This window comes from Pseudomonas hygromyciniae (genome assembly GCF_016925675.1).
GTDB lineage: Bacteria > Pseudomonadota > Gammaproteobacteria > Pseudomonadales > Pseudomonadaceae > Aquipseudomonas > Aquipseudomonas hygromyciniae.
In genome coordinates, this window is record NZ_CP070506.1 from 4895199 (window position 1) to 4914237 (window position 19039).

Annotated in this window: 13 protein-coding genes, 1 other RNA gene and 1 pseudogene; 5 read left to right on the forward strand and 10 right to left on the reverse strand. The window is 59.0% G+C overall.

Features of this window, described 5'->3' with window-relative positions; genetic code table 11:
* Positions 1-260 precede the first annotated feature (260 nt).
* Positions 261-614, reverse strand: an RNA gene (gene rnpB / locus JTY93_RS21870) — RNase P RNA component class A.
* 95 nt (positions 615-709) lie between these two features.
* A complete protein-coding gene (gene rsmI / locus JTY93_RS21875) occupies positions 710-1582 on the reverse strand; it encodes a 16S rRNA (cytidine(1402)-2'-O)-methyltransferase (protein WP_169994585.1) in 873 nt (290 codons plus the stop codon).
* 219 nt (positions 1583-1801) lie between these two features.
* On the opposite strand from rsmI, the gene JTY93_RS21880 reads away from it, so the two are divergent.
* The 4 genes from JTY93_RS21880 to JTY93_RS21895 all read left to right on the forward strand — a co-directional run bounded on the left by JTY93_RS21880 (position 1802) and on the right by JTY93_RS21895 (position 5260).
* Complete coding sequence (locus JTY93_RS21880; protein ID WP_205476918.1) at positions 1802-3613, forward strand: penicillin-binding protein activator; 1812 nt, start codon at positions 1802-1804, stop codon at positions 3611-3613.
* On the forward strand, positions 3613-3984 hold the full coding sequence (locus JTY93_RS21885) for a YraN family protein (RefSeq protein ID WP_205476919.1): 372 nt from the start codon (positions 3613-3615) through the stop codon (positions 3982-3984). The genes JTY93_RS21880 and JTY93_RS21885 overlap by 1 nt, the downstream gene beginning before the upstream one ends.
* Before the next feature lie 104 nt (positions 3985-4088).
* A complete protein-coding gene (locus tag JTY93_RS21890) occupies positions 4089-4682 on the forward strand; it encodes a phosphoheptose isomerase (RefSeq protein ID WP_003171862.1) in 594 nt (197 codons plus the stop codon).
* Positions 4679-5260, forward strand: a complete 582-nt coding sequence (locus JTY93_RS21895; RefSeq protein ID WP_169994589.1) for a BON domain-containing protein — start codon at positions 4679-4681, stop codon at positions 5258-5260. Before JTY93_RS21890 ends, JTY93_RS21895 begins: the two co-directional genes overlap by 4 nt.
* 68 nt (positions 5261-5328) lie before the next feature.
* On the opposite strand, the gene JTY93_RS21900 is transcribed toward JTY93_RS21895, so the two are convergent.
* The 8 genes and pseudogenes from JTY93_RS21900 to JTY93_RS21935 form a co-directional block, all read right to left on the reverse strand.
* Positions 5329-6090, reverse strand: coding sequence for a YiaD family glycine zipper/OmpA-like lipoprotein (locus JTY93_RS21900; RefSeq protein WP_029297808.1), 762 nt, complete (start codon positions 6088-6090; stop codon positions 5329-5331).
* A 166-nt stretch (positions 6091-6256) separates the two neighbouring features.
* The gene (locus JTY93_RS21905) at positions 6257-6901 is read right to left on the reverse strand and encodes an MBL fold metallo-hydrolase (protein ID WP_169994591.1); all 645 of its coding nucleotides are present in this window, start codon (positions 6899-6901) and stop codon (positions 6257-6259) included.
* A gap of 12 nt (positions 6902-6913) precedes the next feature.
* The gene (locus JTY93_RS21910) at positions 6914-9103 is read right to left on the reverse strand and encodes an OsmC domain/YcaO domain-containing protein (RefSeq protein ID WP_205476920.1); all 2190 of its coding nucleotides are present in this window, start codon (positions 9101-9103) and stop codon (positions 6914-6916) included.
* Between the two features lie 41 nt (positions 9104-9144).
* On the reverse strand, positions 9145-11916 hold the full coding sequence (locus tag JTY93_RS21915; RefSeq protein ID WP_205518911.1) for a winged helix-turn-helix domain-containing protein: 2772 nt from the start codon (positions 11914-11916) through the stop codon (positions 9145-9147).
* Between the two features lie 257 nt (positions 11917-12173).
* Complete coding sequence (locus tag JTY93_RS21920) at positions 12174-13538, reverse strand: DUF1329 domain-containing protein (protein ID WP_169994599.1); 1365 nt, start codon at positions 13536-13538, stop codon at positions 12174-12176.
* Between the two features lie 28 nt (positions 13539-13566).
* Positions 13567-15459: a DUF1302 domain-containing protein gene (locus JTY93_RS21925; RefSeq protein WP_205476922.1), complete on the reverse strand. Its 1893-nt coding sequence runs from the start codon at positions 15457-15459 to the stop codon at positions 13567-13569.
* Positions 15460-15794: 335 nt separating this feature from the next.
* Positions 15795-17477, reverse strand: a complete 1683-nt coding sequence (locus JTY93_RS21930) for a fatty acid--CoA ligase (protein ID WP_205476923.1) — start codon at positions 17475-17477, stop codon at positions 15795-15797.
* Between the two features lie 146 nt (positions 17478-17623).
* Positions 17624-18022, reverse strand: a pseudogene (locus tag JTY93_RS21935) (LysE family translocator); the annotation flags it as partial.
* A 613-nt stretch (positions 18023-18635) separates the two neighbouring features.
* Here JTY93_RS21935 and JTY93_RS21940 point away from each other — a divergent pair.
* The gene (locus tag JTY93_RS21940) at positions 18636-18917 is read left to right on the forward strand and encodes a hypothetical protein (protein WP_205518912.1); all 282 of its coding nucleotides are present in this window, start codon (positions 18636-18638) and stop codon (positions 18915-18917) included.
* The last annotated feature ends 122 nt before the right edge of the window (positions 18918-19039 follow it).

Sequence of the window (19039 nt, forward strand, 5' to 3'; positions counted from 1 at the left end):
ACACCGTCAAGGCGCGGATTAAAGGAAAAGCCTTACAGAACGGAGATTTAGGAGCGCAAAAGGAGGAGAAACGAGAGTTCGGCGATGTTTTTGACTCAACAACCCCAAATAGCTCAAAGAGCTAGAGGCCGAACTTAAAGTAATTTGTTAAGAGTAAGATTTTTTCGGTATTACGAAGACGCATCTGCCAATGATTTGGCAGGGAGGGATTCTTGCGTTGCTACCTGGTTTCTGCCCGAGACTCGTGCAGAAGGAAAAAGGTGGAGAGTCGATCTATAAGCCGGGTTCTGTCTTGAACAGTCATTCGTCTACGATGGCCATCACTGGACATCTTTAGCAACCTACCCGGTTCCAGCGCGGGCCACGCCTTGGAACCCTATTTGGTCTTGCTCCAAGTGGGGTTTACCTAGCCACGAACTGTTGCCAGTCGTGCGGTGCGCTCTTACCGCACCTTTTCACCCTTACCGGCACCGAAGTGCTTAGGCGGTTATTTTCTGTGGCACTTTCCGTAGGCTCACGCCCCCCAGGCATTACCTGGCACTTCGCCCTATGGAGCCCGGACTTTCCTCCCCCCCCTAATTTTCATAGAGGGCAGCGACTGTCCAATCGACTCTCCGCCGCGAAGGTTAACGGCACGGCGGTCTTAGAACAAGTATTAAAAGACAGCATTGCCATCATGTTCCGACGTCGTGCACGTTAAACCCAGGAACTATTCGTTCTTTTGCTTATCAAGCGCGGCCTGATACAACACATTCTTGCGCACTCCGGTTATTTCCGCCGCCAGGGCCGCCGCACGCTTGAGCGGCATCTCCTTGAGCAGCAGGTCCAGCACGCGCATGGCCTCGCTGCCCACGGCGTCTTCGCTTTGCGGGGCAGTCCAGCCCGCGACCAGTACAACGCACTCGCCACGCTGCTGATTGCTGTCACCCTCGACAAAGGCGCGCAGCTCCTCCAGCGGCAGACCCTTGAGGGTTTCAAAGGTCTTGGTCAGCTCCCGCGCCAGCAACGCCAGGCGCTCACCACCAAAGACCAGCTCCATGTCTTGCAGGCATTCAAGGATACGGTGCGGTGCTTCGTAGAAAATCAGAGTGCGCGGCTCCTCCTTCAACAACTCCAGACGCGCCCGCCGCCCCACGGCCTTGGCAGGCAGGAAACCTTCGAAGATAAAGCGGTCGGACGGCAGGCCTGCCGCCGACAACGCCGCAATCAGCGCGCACGCCCCGGGAACGGGTACTACATTGATACCAGCGGCACGCGCCTGGCGCACCAGGTGGTAGCCAGGGTCGGAGATCAGCGGCGTACCGGCGTCGGAAATCAACGCCACGTCGTCGCCCGCGAGCAGGCGGGTGATAAAGCGACTGCCCTCTTCACGCTCATTGTGTTCATGGCAGGCGGCCAATGGCGTGGCAATACCAAAGTGCTGCATCAGGCGCTGGGAGTGCCGGGTGTCTTCCGCCGCAATCAACTTGGCCTCACGCAACACTTTCAGCGCCCGCGCACTGATGTCGTCCAGGTTGCCAATGGGCGTCGCCACCACAAAAAGCGAGCCAGCAGTGGAATTCAAAGGACCTGGAGCAGTCAAAGCGCACACCTCGAAGATTGGCAAAAGCCATATTGTAGCGCGTAGACGTCCAGAAAATGCGCCGACGAGGTTGCGTCCAGAGGGTCTGTTTGCAGTGGTTACCGACGCCCTGCAACATTTAAACGATCTAAATAGACGGTTTCACGCCACTAACATCGCGCCCCGGCCAGTGCTTGGGTACAATTCCACGCTAATTTGATCGGTATCAGGAACACTTACATGATCGCTTGCCTGCGGCTGTTCTCTGCCCTTTGCCTGGCTGCCCTGTTGGCGGCTTGCGCAAGCTCGCCCTCGTCAAGCCTTGGCGAACTCCCACGGACCCCGGATGCCACCATCGAGCAACTGCTCGAACAGGCGACTTCGGCCAAGACCCCGGAAAAAGCTGCACTGCTGCGCCTGAGCGCGGCGGACATGGCCTTTCACCAGAATAATCCCGGCCGCTCTGCGCAGATCCTCGCGCAAGTGCCACTGGACAGCCTCAAGCCGGCCGCCCAGGTCTTTGCCAGCACCCTGGCGGCAGAACTGGCCATGACCCGCAACCAGCCCAAGGCAGCGTTGACGGCACTGGACCATCCAAGCCTGCAAAACCTCAAGCAATTGCCGCCGGAGCAACAGATCCGCACCGGCACCGTGCATGCTCGCGCCTATGAAGCCGACGGCCAGACCCTGGCTGCCGCTCGTGAACGCGTGGCCATGGCGCCGCTGCTCACCGGCGATGCCGCTGCCAGCAACCACGAAGCCATCTGGAGCCTGATTGCCGCCGTGCCTGGCGAGCAGTTGCAAGCCACCGGCAACCCTACCCTCGACGGCTGGATCAGCCTGGCCCAGGCCGTGAAAAACGCCGGCACCCTGGAGCAGCAACAAGCTGCCATCGACACCTGGCGCGCGCAGAACCCTGCGCACCCGGCGGCGGTACAACTGCCTATGCAGTTGACCAAGCTCAAGGAACTGGCCAGCCAGCCACTGAATAAAATCGCCCTGCTGCTGCCACAACAAGGACCGCTGGCCAGCGTGGCCAAGGCCCTGCGCGAAGGTTTCATGGCTGCCCACTACCAGGCGCAACAGGCCGGGCAGAAGCCGCCGGTCATCGAGGTCTATGACAGCTCGCGCGTCAGCTCCATCGATGAGTTCTACAAACAGGCCCAGGCTGACGGTGTGCAATTGGTTGTCGGCCCATTGGAAAAACCGCTGGTCAAGCAACTCAGCGCCCGCCCCCAATTGCCTATCACCACCCTGGCCCTGAACTACAGCGAAGGCGATCAAGGCTCGGCCCAACTGTTCCAGTTTGGCCTGGCGGCCGAAGACGAAGCACGCGAAGTATCGCGCCGCGCCCGTGCCGACGGCCTGCACCGCGCCGCTGCCATGGTGCCCAAAGGCGAATGGGGCGAGCGCGTGTTCAAGGCATTCCGCCAAGACTGGGAAGCCAATGGCGGCACCCTGATCGGCGTCGAGTATGTCGACCAGCCTGTGGCCCTGGCCCAGCAGATCGCTGACCTGTTCAAGCTGCGTCAGAGCGAAGGTCGCGCCAAGAGCCTGCAAAGCACGGTTGGCGCTGACGTCGCGGCACAGCCATCGCGTCGCCAGGACATCGAGTTCATCTTCCTCGCCGTGACACCGCAACAGGCCCAGCAGATCAAGCCGACGCTGAACTTCCAGTACGCGGGTGATGTGCCGGTGTACGCCACGTCCCACGTGTTTAGCGCCAGCGGCGACAAGAACCAGTACAACGACATGAACGGCATCATGTTCTGCGAGACGCCGTGGCTGCTCAACACCACCGACCCGCTGCGCAACCAGGTCGCTACACAATGGCCACAAGCCAATGGCAGCCTGGGCCGCCTGTATGCGATGGGTGTTGATGCCTACCGCCTGGCACCGCGCCTGGGCCAACTCAAGGCGCTGCCTGATACACGTATCGACGGTCTTTCCGGCAACCTGGGCATGAGCCCGAGCCAACGGATCGAACGCCAGATGCCGTGGGCTAAGTTTGTCAGTGGCCAGGTCGAACGCCTGCCCGATACCCCGCGCTGATGCCACCACGCTCCAGCGCACAAAGCGGCAAGGATGCCGAACTACAAGCACTTGAACACTTGCAACAACAGGGTCTGCGCCTGCTGGCGCAGAACTGGTTGTGTAAACGCGGCGAGCTTGATCTGGTCATGCTTGACGGCGATACAGTAGTATTTGTCGAAGTCCGCTACAGAAAATACGCACAATGGGGTGGCGCGCTCGCCAGTATCGACGAGCGCAAACGCCAAAAGCTGATACTCGCCGCGCAGTTTTTCCTGCTCAGTGAACGTCGCTGGGCTGACTCCCCCTGCCGTTTCGATGTGGTTGCCATAGAAAGCACCGCCCACGGAACCGCTGATCTGAACTGGCTGCGCAACGCCTTCGATGGTTGAGCGCCAGCGGTACGGATCGGACATCTTCACCGCACACTTTTGCTCTTTGCTTTGCGGGCTGCACATTCGTGTGCCATACAGCCGCGCTACTTAAGGTCACACAGATGGACATGCAATCCCGAATTCGCCAGCTTTTCCAGGCCAGTATCGATACCAAGCAACAGGCGATGGACGTACTTGCACCGCACATCGAGCAAGCCAGCCAGGTCATGGTCAACGCCCTGCTCAACGAAGGCAAAATGCTTTCGTGCGGCAACGGTGGTTCGGCCGGCGACGCCCAGCATTTCTCTTCGGAGCTGCTCAACCGCTTTGAGCGCGAGCGCCCGAGCTTGCCGGCGATCGCACTGACCACCGACTCGTCGACGATCACCTCGATCGCCAACGACTACAGCTACAACGAAATCTTTTCCAAACAAATCCGTGCCCTCGGCCAACCGGGCGATGTGCTGCTGGCTATTTCAACCAGCGGCAACTCGGCGAACATTATTCAAGCGATCCAGGCCGCACATGATCGCGAAATGATTGTCGTAGCATTGACCGGGCGCGACGGCGGCGGCATGGCCTCGCTGCTATTGCCCGAAGACGTGGAAATCCGCGTCCCGGCCAATGTCACTGCACGTATTCAGGAAGTCCATCTGCTGACGATCCACTGCCTGTGCGATCTGATCGACAGCCAACTGTTCGGGAGTGAAGAATGACCGTTAACCGCCTCAGCCTTATGGCCATCACGCTGTGCCTCGCTATCAGCGGCTGCACCTCGGCCATTACTGCGACCCGCGACACACCGATCCAGGACGACCGGGGCACACGTACCTTTGGCAGCAAGATCGATGATTCGCTGATCGAAACCAAGGTCGGCGTCAACGTAGCCAAGGCCGCTACCGATCTGGGCAACGGCGCATCGCGCATTGTCGTGACCAGCTTCAACGGCATCGTGCTGCTCGCCGGGCAAACCCCGCGCGCCGACCTCAAGACCCAGGCCGAACAAGCCGCCTCGACCGTACAACGGGTCAAGAAGGTCCACAACGAATTGCAGGTCGCACAACCCATCACCCTGCTGGCAATCAGCAACGATGCGGTGCTGACCACCAAGATCAAGGCGCAGATGCTGACCGACAGCGCGATTCCCGGCTCCCGGATCAAGGTCGTGACTGACAATGGCATCGTCTACCTGATGGGCCTTTTGACCCAACAGGAAGCCACCCGCGCTACCAACCTGGTACAGGGTGTGTCCGGAGTACAGAAAATCGTGAAGCTGTTCGAATACATCGACTGATGTAATCACCAGCCACAAAAAAGGGCGCCGTGCATTGACTGCACGGCGCCCTTTTTATTGGCGGGTTGTTACTGGTACTGCTGGTATGGATTGCCTTGGAACTGGTTGTTCTGCTGCTGTTGTTGGGCAGGCTGACCATACTGCTGACCAGGGATCGGTCCGAGGTTGACCTCTACCCGACGGTTCTGCGCGCGGCCATTGACGTCGGCATTGCTGGCAATCGGGTTATCCGGGCCGGCACCACGGGTAGTCAGGTTGGTCGGGCTGACACCTTGGGAAGTCAGGTAATTGGCCACGCTTTGCGCACGACGCTGGGACAGGTCCATATTCAGCTGGCGACTGCCGGTGCTGTCGGTGTAGCCGACGATCTGGATGGTGTTCTGGTTAAACTGCTTGAGCGAACCGGCCAGGTTATTCAGTGGGGTATAGAAGCTGCTGGCAATAGCATCGGAGTTGGTGGCGAACGTGATGTTACCTGGCATGATCAACTTGATCTGATCACCCTGGCGTTGCACCTCGACGCCGGTGTTGGCCATGCTTTCGCGCAGTTTCTTTTCCTGCTGGTCAGCGTAATAGCCATAACCTGCAGCACCAATACCCGCCACCGCTGCGCCGATCAGCGCACCCTTGCCACGGTTGTTATGGTCAATGGCCGCACCAGCCAGCGCCCCCGCCAGCGCGCCGAGGCCGCCGTACTTGGCGGTTTTGCTCATGCCTTGTGAACCGTTGTCCGCCTGTCCCTGGCTGCCATCGTAAGGATTAGGGGAAGCACAGCCCGACAATAGGGCTACCGCGGTAGCAACAACAAGCAGACGACGCGAAGTGAACATGAGGGAAGCTCCTACTTTTGCATTCTGTGATGCAGAGGACATTGGCAATGGACCTGTGCCGAGTTTGGAACGCGACAAACGGCAAAAATTCCATGACCGGCCTCTGTCCTGTAACAAAAGATGAAGGCCAGTACAGTTACCTAAACCCTAGCAGAGCCTCGCGATTTCACGCCCTGACGAACGGATTCTCACGCATTTCATCCCCCAGGCGCGTATCCGGGCCATGCCCCGTCACCACGGTCGCGTCTTCGTCCAGGGTATACAGGCGCTGCTGGATCGAACGCACGATGGTTGCCTGGTCGCCACCCCACAAATCCGTACGCCCTACCCCGCGCCGGAACAAGGTGTCCCCGGCGATCAGCAGCTTGGCATCGGCAAACCAGAAACTCATGGAACCCGGCGTATGCCCAGGCGTGTGCAAAGCCACGCCACAGCCACAGGCCAGCTCTTCATCATCGGCCAACCAACGATCCGGCGCTGGCACCGGGGTGTAGGGCACACCGAACATTTGGCACTGCATTTCCAGGTTATCCCACAGGAACTGATCTTCCTTGTGCAGGTGCAGCGTGGCGCCGGTCTTTTCTTTCAATTGGCCGGAAGCCAGGAAGTGATCCAGGTGCGCATGGGTATGAATGATGCTCACCACCTTCAAGCCCAGCGCGTCCAGGCGTGCCAGGATCAGTTCATGGTTGCCGCCCGGATCGACCACGATCGCCTTCTTGCTGATCGGGTCACCGATGATCGTGCAGTTGCACTGCAATGGGCCGACGGGGAAGGTTTCGCGGATCAGTCGGGGAGTTGTCGCGTGCATAAGGAATACCTTCTAGCTATTGGCCCGTGCGGCGTGCAGTTTCTTGTAGCTGTCGATCAACCGCAGGTGTCGGTCCAGGCCTTCGAGTTTCATGCTGGTTGGCGTCAAACCATGGAACCGCACGCTGCCTTCTACCGAACCGATAGCGGCATCCATGCGCTCGTTGCCAAACATCCGGCGGAAGTTGGCCTCGTAGTCTGCCAATTCCAGGTCCTCGTCCAGTTGCATCTCCAGCACCGCATTCACCGCCTGGTAGAACAGGCCGCGTTCGACGGTGTTGTCGTTGTATTGCAGGAACATCTCCACCGCCTCTTTCGCCTCTTCATACTGCTGCAGGGCGAGATAGATCAGTAACTTCAACTCCAGGATGGTCAACTGGCCCCAGGCGGTGTTGTCGTCGAACTCGATGCCGATCAGCGTGGTGATATCGGTGTAGTCATCCAGTTCGCTTTCCACCAGGCGCTCGACCAGCGCTTGCAGGCCGTCCTCATCCAGGCTGTGCAAGTTCAGGATATCGGCGCGGAAGAACAGCGCCTTGTTGGTGTTATCCCAGATCAGGTCGTCAACCGGATAGATTTCCGAATAGTCCGGCACCAGGATACGGCAGGCCTTGGCGCCGATATGCTCGTAGACCGCCATGTAGACCTGCTTGCCCATGCCTTCGAGAATGCCGAACAAGGTGGCGGCCTCTTCAGCGTTGGAGTCTTCGCCCTGGCCGGAGAAGTCCCATTCCACGAACTCGTAGTCGGATTTGGCACTGAAGAAGCGCCACGACACCACGCCGCTGGAATCAATGAAGTGTTCAACAAAGTTGTTCGGCTCAGTGACCGCATGCCCTTCGAAGGTCGGCTGCGGCAAGTCGTTCAGGCCTTCGAAACTGCGGCCTTGGAGCAACTCGGTCAAGCTGCGCTCCAGCGCCACTTCCAGGCTTGGGTGGGCACCGAACGAGGCAAACACCCCACCGGTACGCGGGTTCATCAGGGTGACGCACATCACCGGGAATTCGCCGCCCAGGGAGGCATCCTTGACCAGCACCGGGAATCCCTGCTCTTCCAGGGCCTGGATACCGGCGAGGATGCCCGGGTATTTGGCCAGCACATGGGCCGGGACATCCGGCAGGGCGAATTCGCCTTCGATGATTTCGCGTTTGACCGCGCGCTCGAAGATCTCCGACAGGCACTGCACCTGGGCTTCGGCCAGGGTGTTACCGGCACTCATGCCGTTGCTCAGGTACAGGTTTTCGATCAGGTTGGAGGGGAAATACACCACCTCGCCGTCTGACTGACGCACGAAAGGCAGCGAGACGATGCCACGTTCTTCATTGCCAGAGTTGGTGTCGATCAGGTGCGAACCACGCAATTCGCCATCGCGGTTGTAGATCTTCAGGCAGTACTCGTCGAGGATCTCAGGCGGCAGCGCATCGTTGCGGCCCGGCTTGAACCAGCGCTCATCCGGGTAATGCACAAACGCCGCGTTGGCAATGTCTTCGCCCCAGAACTGATCGTTGTAGAAAAAGTTGCAGTTCAGGCGTTCGATAAACTCGCCCAGGGCCGATGCCAGTGCGCCTTCCTTGGTCGCGCCCTTGCCGTTGGTAAAGCACATCGGCGAATGGGCATCGCGGATATGCAGCGACCAGACATTGGGCACGATATTGCGCCACGAGGCGATTTCAATCTTCATGCCCAGGCCCGCCAGAATCGCCGACATGTTGGCGATGGTCTGCTCCAGCGGCAGGTCCTTGCCTGCGATATAGGTGCCCGCGTCTGAAGCAGAAGCCGGCATCAACAATGCCTGGGCGTCGGCGTCGAGGTTTTCCACCTCTTCGATGACAAACTCAGGCCCGGCCTGGACCACCTTCTTGACCGTGCAGCGATCAATGGAGCGCAGGATGCCTTGGCGATCCTTGTCGGAAATATCCGCAGGCAACTCGACCTGAATCTTGAAGATCTGGTTGTAGCGGTTTTCCGGATCGACAATGTTGTTCTGCGACAGGCGGATGTTGTCCGTGGGGATATTGCGCGTGCTGCAGTACAACTTCACAAAGTAAGCCGCGCACAACGCCGACGAAGCCAGGAAGTAGTCGAACGGACCGGGGGCCGAGCCATCGCCCTTGTAGCGAATCGGCTGGTCGGCCACCACGGTGAAGTCATCGAACTTGGCTTCAAGCCGGAGGTTGTCGAGAAAATTGACCTTGATTTCCATGCGGGATTACCAGAATAGCGGAGCAAACGAATTGGCCGCCATTATCCGGCTTTTGCGGCGCAAGTCTCCCCCCTTACCCCCAACAACCCCATCTCCTGCGCCCGCGCGACCGCCTGAGTGCGGCGCTCGACCCCCAGTTTGCTGTTGATATGACTGGCGTGGGTCTTGACGGTGTGCAGCGAGATAAACAGTTGGTTACTGATTTCCTGATTGGAGCAACCTTGGGCGATCAACTGCAGCACCGCCAGCTCGCGGGCGCTCAAGGTTTCGCTGGAGTGGCTGGTTTCGACCGGCTCGCGCGGGGCAACCACCGGCAGCAGGGCCCACAGGCTTTGCCGCAGCAAGTCATTCGGCGCCTGGCCCAGTTGCTCGCGCACCCAGTCGGGATAGCGTTCCAGCAGGCGCTGGAAGGGTTGCAACGCGCCGCCGCTCGCCACTTGCAGGGCTCGGGCAAAAACCGGGCGGGCTGACGCTGCCTGACCGTCATCCAGCAACAACAGCACGTGCTGGTTCAGGGCCATCACCGCGATCATCTGCTGGCCCTTGCCTTCAGCTTGCCGGGCGAGCGCATCGAGCCGACGCAGGGCGCTTTCGGACTGACCACGAATGGCCTCCAGGGCCGCCTGTTGCAATTCGATATGCTGCGGCAGATGTGGATGAAACTCAGGGGCGGCGGCGGCCTGGTCGCCGTTATAGGTTTGCCCCAGGCGCACCAGCCAGGCATCGGCCAGGTCGGTACGGCCCTGAGCCAACCACAACTCGCATTTGATCAGGGTAATCATGGCCAGGTAGTAGATCGGCGGCACGTCCCAGATATGCATCAATCGCTCGGCTTCGGCCAGTTCGGCAAAGGCCTTGGGGAAGTCGCCACGGCGCCCCTCAAGATTGGCGATGACACAGTGGCCGATCAACACGCTGATATCCCGGCAGGCGCGGGCCTCGGCCAGCCCCGCGCGCAGGCGCAACAAGCCGGCTTCGGGCTGGCACCGCATCAGCAACAGGAACCCTTCGTATAGCGATAGGCGTGCGCGCACCGCATACAGACGCTGGGATGCCAGGCCCTGCAAGCGTTGCAGACCCTCACGCACTTCCTCCAGGGAACGCAGGATTTCCCCGCGGGCCTGCAGCACCCGCGCCCGGTCGTAATGGGCCAAGGCCTCGAACAGCGGGTTGCCGACGCGTTGCGCCAGCTCCAGGGATTCGCGATTCAGGCCCCGCGCGCGCCACAGGTCAGCGTCGACGATGGCCAGGTTCGACAAGGTCGACAGGCACATCAAGCGCTGGCCATAACGTTTGTGCGGCAGGCTTTCCAGGGCTTCGCTGCAATACAGCTGGGTCAGCTCGCGATTGCCGCGCCCCCGGGCAATGATGCCGCTGAGGGCCAGCCATTGAGCGAGCATCGACTTCTGTGCCGTGGCGGACGGTGCCGGCAGGAAGCGGCTGAGATGGCTGGACAATTCTTCTGCTGCGTCCAACTGACAGGCCAGCCCCAGCGCCCAGCTGTAGAGCACGATCAGGCGTGGCGTGCTGATCAACAGGCTATCGGGCAAGTCCATCTTCCAGCGCAGGAGCATGCCGACGTTCTGTTCGGCCAGCAGTTGCTCTTCGGACAGGTTCTGCACCAGGTTCGCCGCGACATCCAGATGCCCGGCGCGCAGGGCCTGTTCCACGGCCTCATCGAGTAAGCCCTGAGCATTGAACCAGCGACAAGCGCGCAAGTGCAGGCTGGCGGCCGGCAGCATCGCGTTCGGTGAGCGCCGGGTGCGCAGCAAATCGGAAAACAGGTGGTGATAGCGGTACCAGTGGCCCTGCTCGTCCAGCGGCACCAGGAATACCTGGTGGGCTTGCAGGTAACGCAGGATCTCCGCACTGTCATGGGCCTCGCGCACCGCGTCGCACAGCTCGCTGCAAAAACGCTCCTGGGACGCGGTGTCATAGAGGAAGGCCTGGACCTCTGGCGGCAGGCAGTCGATCACCTCTTCCAGCAGATAGTCACGGATCAGCCCTTCCCCACCATGCAGGCCTTGGGGCAAGTCGGCCTCGCTGCCGGCTTCGGAGGCCGCCAGCAACCAAAAACGCAGGCCGGCAACCCAGCCTTCGCTGCGGCGGATCAGGTTATCCAGTGCCTCACCGCGCAACGAACTGCTATGGCGGTCGAGCAAGGCCAGGGATTCATCGTTGGTCAGGCGCAGGTCCTGTTCATGCAACTCCAGCAAGTGCCGGGACAAACGCAGCCGCGCCAGATGCCAATCGGGACGCTGGCGGCTGGTGACCAGCACCAACAGGCCATCGGGTAAATGGTTGAGAAAAAACTGCAGACAGCGATCCAGCACCGGGCCCTGGGCCAGGTGGTAGTCATCCAGCACCAGTAACAAGGGCGCGCGCGTGGAAAGGCAGACGGTCAGTTCGTCGAGCAAGCCATCCAGCCACTCTTCAAAGGCAAACGGCTGATGGCGCTGGCGCATTTTCAACAGGCCCAGGGCCTGGTTGCCTACCTGCGGAAAATACTGTTGCAGACCTTCCAGCAGGCGCTCAAGGAAACGTCCCGGATCACTGTCCCGCGAACTGAGACCCAGCCACAGGCTTTGCCAGTGCTCAGGCAGGCTTTGGCAAAACTCCACCGCCAGCGAGCTTTTGCCAAACCCGGCTGGCGCGCTGACTAGCAGCAAACGGCCATCCAGGCCCGCGCTCAAACGCTCGCACAGGCGCGGGCGCAGCACATAGCCATCAGGCAGCGGGGGTCGATAGAAGCGCCCTTCCAGCGTGGGGATTACCGCACTGGCAGGCCCTTGGATTCGGGACAGATCAGTCATCGCCGGGCTCTTGTAGTAGGCTGTGGTCGGCATTGCAGATGTCCGCAGACTAGCGTTAAAAGCCGTCGCTTTGTAGATCTTTGCAACATTTGTCTGAAAAAGACTACAACAAGAAATAACCAGCGATGTTCAGGCCCCCCAAACAAATGTGGGAGCTGGCTTGCCTGCGATAGCATCGCCTCGGGATCTCAGATAGACCGAGGTGATGCCATCGCTGGCAAGCCAGCTCCCACAGGTGCGGACGTGTTTACCGCTGGTTAGCGAACACCCTCTTGGCGCAGGGCCGCCGGGGTGAAGTCTTTGGTGGTGGCAGTGAAGCCGAAGTCATAGGCCTTTTTCTCTTCGTTCTTCATGCCCAGTGCCAGGTAGCGGCCGGACTGCAGGTCGTAGAGGGTTTCGAGGGCGTACCACGGCACTTGCTTGTCGTAGTAGTTCTCGCCATGGGCTTCGGCCACGCGCCACAGTTGGCCACGACCGTCGTAGTGGTCGATCACGGCCGCTTGCCAGGTGTCTTCGTCGATATAGAAGTCACGTTTGGCGTAGATATGACGCTGGCCTTCCTTCAGGGTCGCGACCACGTGCCAGACGCGGCGCAGTTCATAGCGTGCCAGGTCCTGGTTGATGTGGCCGGCCTTGATGATGTCGGCGTACTTGAGCTTCGGATCGTCGAGCTTGTAGCTGTTGGAGGCGATGTAGATTTCCTTCTTGCCTTCCAGCTTCCAGTCGTAACGATCCGGCGCACCGTTGTACATGTCGAGGTTGTCGGAGGTACGCAGGCCATCGGCAGCGGTACCCGGCCCGTCATAGGACACTTGCGGCGCACGCCGCACACGGCGCTGACCGGCGTTGTAGACCCACGCCGCGCGCGGTTCCTTCACCTGGTCCAGAGTCTCGTGTACCAGCAATACACCACCGGCCAGACGCGCCGGTGCAGTCACTTGCTGCTTGAAGTAGAACAGGATGTTGCCCGGGTTGGCCGGATCGTAGTCCTTCATCTTGTCGCGGAACACGAACTGATCCTGGAAGTACACCAGGCTGTACGAGCCGTTGGCCTGCGGCGTGGCCTGGGTCACCAGACGTGTCACGCTGCCGCCACGATAGCGGGTGATGTGGTTCCAGATCACCTCGACCCCGGTTTTCGGGATCGGGAACGGAATCGCGGTCTCGAAGTTTTCCAGGCCGTTACCGCCACCTACCAGGTTGGTGTTGGTGGCGTTTTTCTTGATGGAGGCGAACACTTCCGCCGGCACAGTGGCGCCGCGATGGGTGGTGTACACCGGCATCTTGAAGGTTTCGGGGTAGCGCTTGAACATCGCGTACTGCCCCGGCGCCAGCTTGTCTTTGTACTGCTCGACGTTCTGCGCGGTGATGGTGAACTGCGGCTGTTCGCTGGCATACGGGTTGGCCAGGAAGCCCTTGGCATCCACGGCGCCGGCGTTGGTTGGCAGGGGTTTCCAGGCCGGGATGGTGCCGGCGGCGTTGCCGGCCATTTCCGCGCCCATCGGGGTCAGCGTGGTGCCCAGCTTGGCGGCTTCATCCGCCGAGACAGCCGCCATGACGCTGCTGGCCATGATCGACAGTCCCAGCACGCCCACGTGCAACAGACTTTTGGTTATTTTCATGTTCTGGTCTTCCTGAAATGCAGTGTGCTTAGAAGTTCGCGCCGAAGCTCAGGGCCAAGAAGTCGCGGTCCTTCGAGGTGTTGTAGTCGCCACCAAAGAAGTTGGTGTAGGCCAGGCTCGCGGTGTAGGTGTTCTGGTATTCCGCGTCCAGCCCCAGGCTCACCGCTTTACGACCTTCTTCGAAGTTGCCGCCAGGACCTGGCGAGTAACCGCTCACGTCATGGGACCAGGCCACACTAGGCTTGAGGTTCACACCAGCGAACACATCCGGGTATTCCCAGATGGCGCGACCGCGATAGCCCCAGGATGTAGCAGTGGTGAAGCCGTCGTTGTTACAGTTCTTGGAAAGATTACTGGCGTCTGTGCCTGGACCCGCGCCACCGATGGTGCCGGTGTTCAAGATCTGCGAGCAGGTATTCGCGCCGCCCGTGCTAGGCAACGCGCCCGGGCCGTAGACCGGGTCACGGCCATAACGAATCTTCGATGAGCTCTCAAGCCCGCCGACATGCGTCACCCCTACTTCACCGACCACGGTCAGACGACTGGCACCCATTACCTGGTCGAAGAAGTGGGTCAGCGTGGTCTGGAACTGGGTAATTTCCTTGCGTCGGTAGCCGTGCATATCCTGCCCAGGGACACCATTGAGCAGCGAGGCATTATCGTAAATGCCCTTCAATGGTTTAACAGCGGAGTACAGGATATCGGTGGTGTTGAGCTGTACCGGAGCATTCGGGCGATAGCTCACCTCACCGCTCCATGCAGTGCCGGTAGGCAGTGTGGTAGAGAAGCTCAAGCCGTACAAACGGATGTCTTCCGGGTACTCGATGAAATACTTGGAGTTACCCGCAATGAACACGGGTGCCAACTGACCGAAACCAGGTGCCATTGCATAAGCCGACGCAGGTGCTGCCGTCGCGCTGAAGATCGGCGCCCGGCTGTGGTAGTTCATGAAGTAAGCGCCGAATTCGGTATCCAGCGGCTCAAAGTTATAGTGCATCGCGGCGCCGAACTGGCCGCTGTCACGTGCATCCCGGTCGGCACTGCGACGAACCAGGGTGCCCTCGTTGTTAATGTCCATGCCCATGCGATCAAATACCGCCAATGCGCCACGTCCTGGGGCCGTTGCCGCAATGGTCGAGCGCTTGGCCAGCAGGCGCAGGTTGTCGCTGCAACCATCAGACACCACATCCGGCTGCGAGAAGAACGTCCCGCAGTTATCGGTAACCGTCTGGTCCCATTCCAACTGGTAGAAGGCTTCTGCCGACAGGTTATCGGTCAAGGATTGCGACACGTAGAACATGTTGACCGGAATCAGGCCTTCCTTGATTTCGGCGCCCGGACGACGGAACGCAGACACGTCGATCGGGTTGACGGAGTTGATACCGCCGCCGATGAAGGTACTTTCACCCCAGCTCACTACTTGCTTACCAAAGCGCACCGAACCCGGCGCATCGGCAATGGAGTAGTTGTGGTAGATGAACGCATCGAGGATCTGCCCGCCTGAAGACTTGGCGCCCTCTTTGCGGTTGTGATCGCTGATGTCCTTGAACTCGCGGCTCTCATCCTTGAGTTCAAAGTCATACCAATACTTGCCACGCACAAACACACCGGTATCGCCGTACTTCAGTTCCAGGTCATGGATACCCTTGAAGATCTTCGAGAACGTCTCCCCACGCTTGAAGTTCAAGTGACCGTCATCGGAGGTCTGCGACAGCCCCTTGCCGCCGTTGTTGACACCAATCAGGTCGCGATCGGGCTTGGCCGTGCTCCAGCTGGCCCCCACCGACAGGGACGAGTCGAAGCTGCCTTCGACTTCACCGATGTTGAAACTGACGCCGAATGCGGGCCCGGCGAGGGTCGAGGCAAGACTGACCGCCAGGGGTAATCTCGCCCGGCGCCAGAACTGATTTACTGAGGTCATCGACGCTACTCCATGTGCATTTTATTGTTATGGCAGTGAGCCTTTTCAAACATGCTTGTAACAGCCGGAATACAACGATTCCAATGCCAGACAACCGCCGGACCACCCAGGACCGCAGCGCCGCATACTTGAAAAACTCTGGGAGGGACTATAGCCAGCAGGGGGTATCGCTTGATCCCTCTAAAGTGTGATTTGCATCACCAACCCGTCTGCAACAGCCCTTTCGCCATGTCAGCGAAGGCTGACGCGAGAGAGGATGGCTCAAATCTGGGAAATGACAAGGCGAAGGCTTGTGATAGAGCATTGCCGTGCCCGAACGGGCACGGCGCAAGGGGTCAGAGCGTGGAGAGGAAGGTGCTGTTGTTGGCCTGCCATTCGATGATGTCGATACGGATACGCTTCTTGTCCAGCTTGCCGACGCTGGTCTTGGGAATTTCCGTAACAATGGCAATCTGACTTGGAATCGCCCACTTACTCAGGTGGCCCTGCTCGACATACGGTTTGAGGTGCTCCTTGAGTTCACGGGCGCCAATCCCGTGGCCCTCACGGACCACCAACAGCGCAAACGGGCGCTCGCCCCACTGCGGGTCGGCAATCCCGACCACCGCTACTTCGCGCACCGCCGGATGCCGGCTGACCAGGTCTTCGAGGGCCAGGGAAGAAATCCATTCGCCGCCAGTCTTGATCACATCCTTGATGCGATCGCGAATATCGATCACGCCGAAGGCATCCAGGGTGGCCACGTCGCCCGTGTGCATCCAGCCGCCCTCCCAAAGCTCGGCGCCCTTCTGCGGCTCGTTGAAATAGCCTTCGCTGAGCCACGGCGCACGCAGCACCAGTTCGCCCTGGGACTCGCCATCGGCCGGTAGGAAGTTGCCATCCCCATCGACGATCGCGGCCTCCACCAAAGGCCCCGGCACACCGGCCTTAATCCGATAGGTCGTGCGCTCGTCTTCGGTGCCGGCCATCAGCTCTTCATTGAGGTGGGCACAGGATACCAGCGGCCCGGTCTCGGACATGCCGTAGGCCGCGGTCAACTGGATGCCATGGGCCTTGGCCGCTTCATACAGCGAACGGTTGAGCGCGCTGCCGCCAATCACGATTTTCCAGCCGCCAAAATCCACGCCCTGGGCGGCCTTGGCGTTGAGCAGCATCTGCAGGATGGTCGGCACGCAGTGGGAGAACGTGACCTTTTCCTTGCGCCACAATTCCACCAGGTATTCCGGATCGTAGCGGCCCGGGTAGACCTGCTTCAGGCCGAGCATGGTCGCCACATACGGCAAGCCCCAGGCGTGCACGTGAAACATCGGCGTGATTGGCATGTACACATCGTTGGTGCCCAGCAGACGCACGCTGTCGACGCTGCCCATGATGGTCGCCACGCCGATGGTGTGCAGCACCAGTTGGCGGTGGGTGAAATACACACCCTTGGGGTTACCGGTGGTACCCGTGGTGTAGAAGGTGGTGGCCACCGAATGCTCGTCGAAATCCTCGAAGGTGTATTGAGTGCTGGCAGCGGCCAGCAGGGTTTCGTACTCACCCACCAGGTTGGGCAGGTCGGCGGTTTTCTCGTCGCCATCGGTCAACAGCAGCGTCTTGTCGACCGTGGTCAACTGCCCGGCAATCGCCTGGTACAGCCCGACGAACTCGCTGTTGACCAGCACAAAGCGGTCTTCGGCGTGGTTCATCGTGTAGAGGATCTGCTCCGGCGACAGGCGCACGTTGATGGTGTGGATTACCGCGCCAATCATCGGGATGGCGAACATGCATTCCAGGTAACGGTGGCTGTCCCAGTCCATCACGGCCACGGTATCACCGGCCTTGACCCCGGCTGCGGTCAGCACATTGGCCAGGCGGGCGACACGTTCGATCAGGGTTGGGTAGGTGTAGCGCAGCTTGTCGCGGTAGACGATTTCCCGGGTTTTCTCGTAGCGGGCACCCGACATCAACAGGCGCTTGATCAACAGCGGGTATTGGTAGGCGCCTTCTGCGGGCGGGATAACACGAGTCTGCAACATACGAATCCCTTTTTATGACTGCACGGTCTTGGCTAAAGGATTTGCACTGTAGAGACGTTGCACGGCGGCCAAATCAGCCGAAGGAATGATTTGTAGAACGCAATGAATGCTAGCTTTGCGCCAGCATTCATTCACGAATGGCGCGCCTAGCGCTCGGTGAGAGCCACTTTCACACCGATGGCAATCAGCACCGCACCCATGCTCCGATCAAACCAATGGCCCATGCGCGCAAAGCCGGCGCGTACGCGCTGTTGGCTGAACAGCATCGCCACCATGCAGAACCACAGGGCGGTGGCCACGGCCAGGTACAGGCCATAACCGGCCTGGATCGCCAGCGGCGTGTGAGGATTGATCACCACGGTGAACAGCGACAGGAAAAACAGCGTGGCCTTGGGGTTCAGGCCATTGGTCACAAAACCCGAGGTAAAGGCGCCGCGGGCAGTGCGCTCACCCACTTCACGGTGCAGCTCTTCTTCATTGGCTGGCTTGGCCGGCTGCGCCCGCAATGCCTTGAAGCCGATATACAACAGGTAGGCCGCCGCCGCCTGATTACAGCGCTGTAACGCGCGCCAATAAGAAACTGGATACTGATCAAACGACTGATGTGCAGGTGCCGGGTGGAGGGAAAACGCTGAAAGATACGCTTCAAAGCAACAAAAATTGAAAAATGCTGGCCAGACAAAAACAAAACAACACTGAAGCCCATTGAACATTACAAACAGTAACGAATATTGCGCTACAAAACCAGAAATACCAAGTGGCACTGATTATTTTCTCACTGTAGGTCAAAAACATGCTCGAACCCACTGTAAACATTTATTTAAACATAACTACCGCGCCACTTTCCTTGATCACCTTCTCACCAACGGGAACTTGACCTGCACAACATGAAAGTTTTTCAAGCATCAAAACAAAGGAATAAGATCTCAAGGGATCTGTAGGGGGATGATATTTAAATTAGAAGAAGATCAGTAATGGATCAAAATGGTAACAATCCAGCAAACACTGACCTAAAGTTTCGATCCTGATCGCCGCCATCAAAATTGTTACGCTTGAATTCGAAAACTCAGCCAGGTATTATCAAGACGTTGTAGGGCTTGTATGCCATTGTATGCGTAACACACGATCACAGCAACGACCACATGGCTTTAGAAGATCGTGGTCGTAGTAAAGACAAACGATGGCTTGGGAGAAAGCCGGGCGAAATACCATGGATCACCTCCGATCAATATTGGAAAACTGTTTGTCGTACACAGCAACGGTCAAGCAAAACATTTCTCTCTGCTCCTTTCTTTTCATGGAAGAGATAGTCAGCTGCCGCAAGACGAGCACACGCAGATGAACAGCAAACAGTTTCGACTGTACTATCATCATGAAAACTCCGTCACGACTATAGAGGCTTATGATGGCGTTGTTTGTGCTGCGGCGGTAAAACAATAACATCCAGTGCGAACGAACGATATGTTTTTTTCGGGGGCAAGATGCTGTAACGTGGTCCACAAAAAGAAGAGCTGAGTGTCAACGCTTTTCAAACTAGTAACTGTTATTAAGAAGATCCATGT

Excerpts from the sequence above, each read along its gene's own strand:
- JTY93_RS21880 (WP_205476918.1), top strand. The coding sequence starts at position 1,802 with ATGATCGCTTGCCTGCGGCTGTTCTCTGCCCTTTGCCTGGCTGCCCTG.
- JTY93_RS21885 (WP_205476919.1), top strand. The coding sequence starts at position 3,613 with ATGCCACCACGCTCCAGCGCACAAAGCGGCAAGGATGCCGAACTACAA.
- JTY93_RS21890 (WP_003171862.1), top strand. The coding sequence starts at position 4,089 with ATGGACATGCAATCCCGAATTCGCCAGCTTTTCCAGGCCAGTATCGAT.
- JTY93_RS21895 (WP_169994589.1), top strand. The coding sequence starts at position 4,679 with ATGACCGTTAACCGCCTCAGCCTTATGGCCATCACGCTGTGCCTCGCT.
- JTY93_RS21900 (WP_029297808.1), bottom strand. The coding sequence starts at position 6,090 with ATGTTCACTTCGCGTCGTCTGCTTGTTGTTGCTACCGCGGTAGCCCTA.
- JTY93_RS21905 (WP_169994591.1), bottom strand. The coding sequence starts at position 6,901 with ATGCACGCGACAACTCCCCGACTGATCCGCGAAACCTTCCCCGTCGGC.
- JTY93_RS21910 (WP_205476920.1), bottom strand. The coding sequence starts at position 9,103 with ATGGAAATCAAGGTCAATTTTCTCGACAACCTCCGGCTTGAAGCCAAG.
- JTY93_RS21915 (WP_205518911.1), bottom strand. The coding sequence starts at position 11,916 with ATGACTGATCTGTCCCGAATCCAAGGGCCTGCCAGTGCGGTAATCCCC.
- JTY93_RS21920 (WP_169994599.1), bottom strand. The coding sequence starts at position 13,538 with ATGAAAATAACCAAAAGTCTGTTGCACGTGGGCGTGCTGGGACTGTCG.
- JTY93_RS21925 (WP_205476922.1), bottom strand. The coding sequence starts at position 15,459 with ATGACCTCAGTAAATCAGTTCTGGCGCCGGGCGAGATTACCCCTGGCG.
- JTY93_RS21930 (WP_205476923.1), bottom strand. The coding sequence starts at position 17,477 with ATGTTGCAGACTCGTGTTATCCCGCCCGCAGAAGGCGCCTACCAATAC.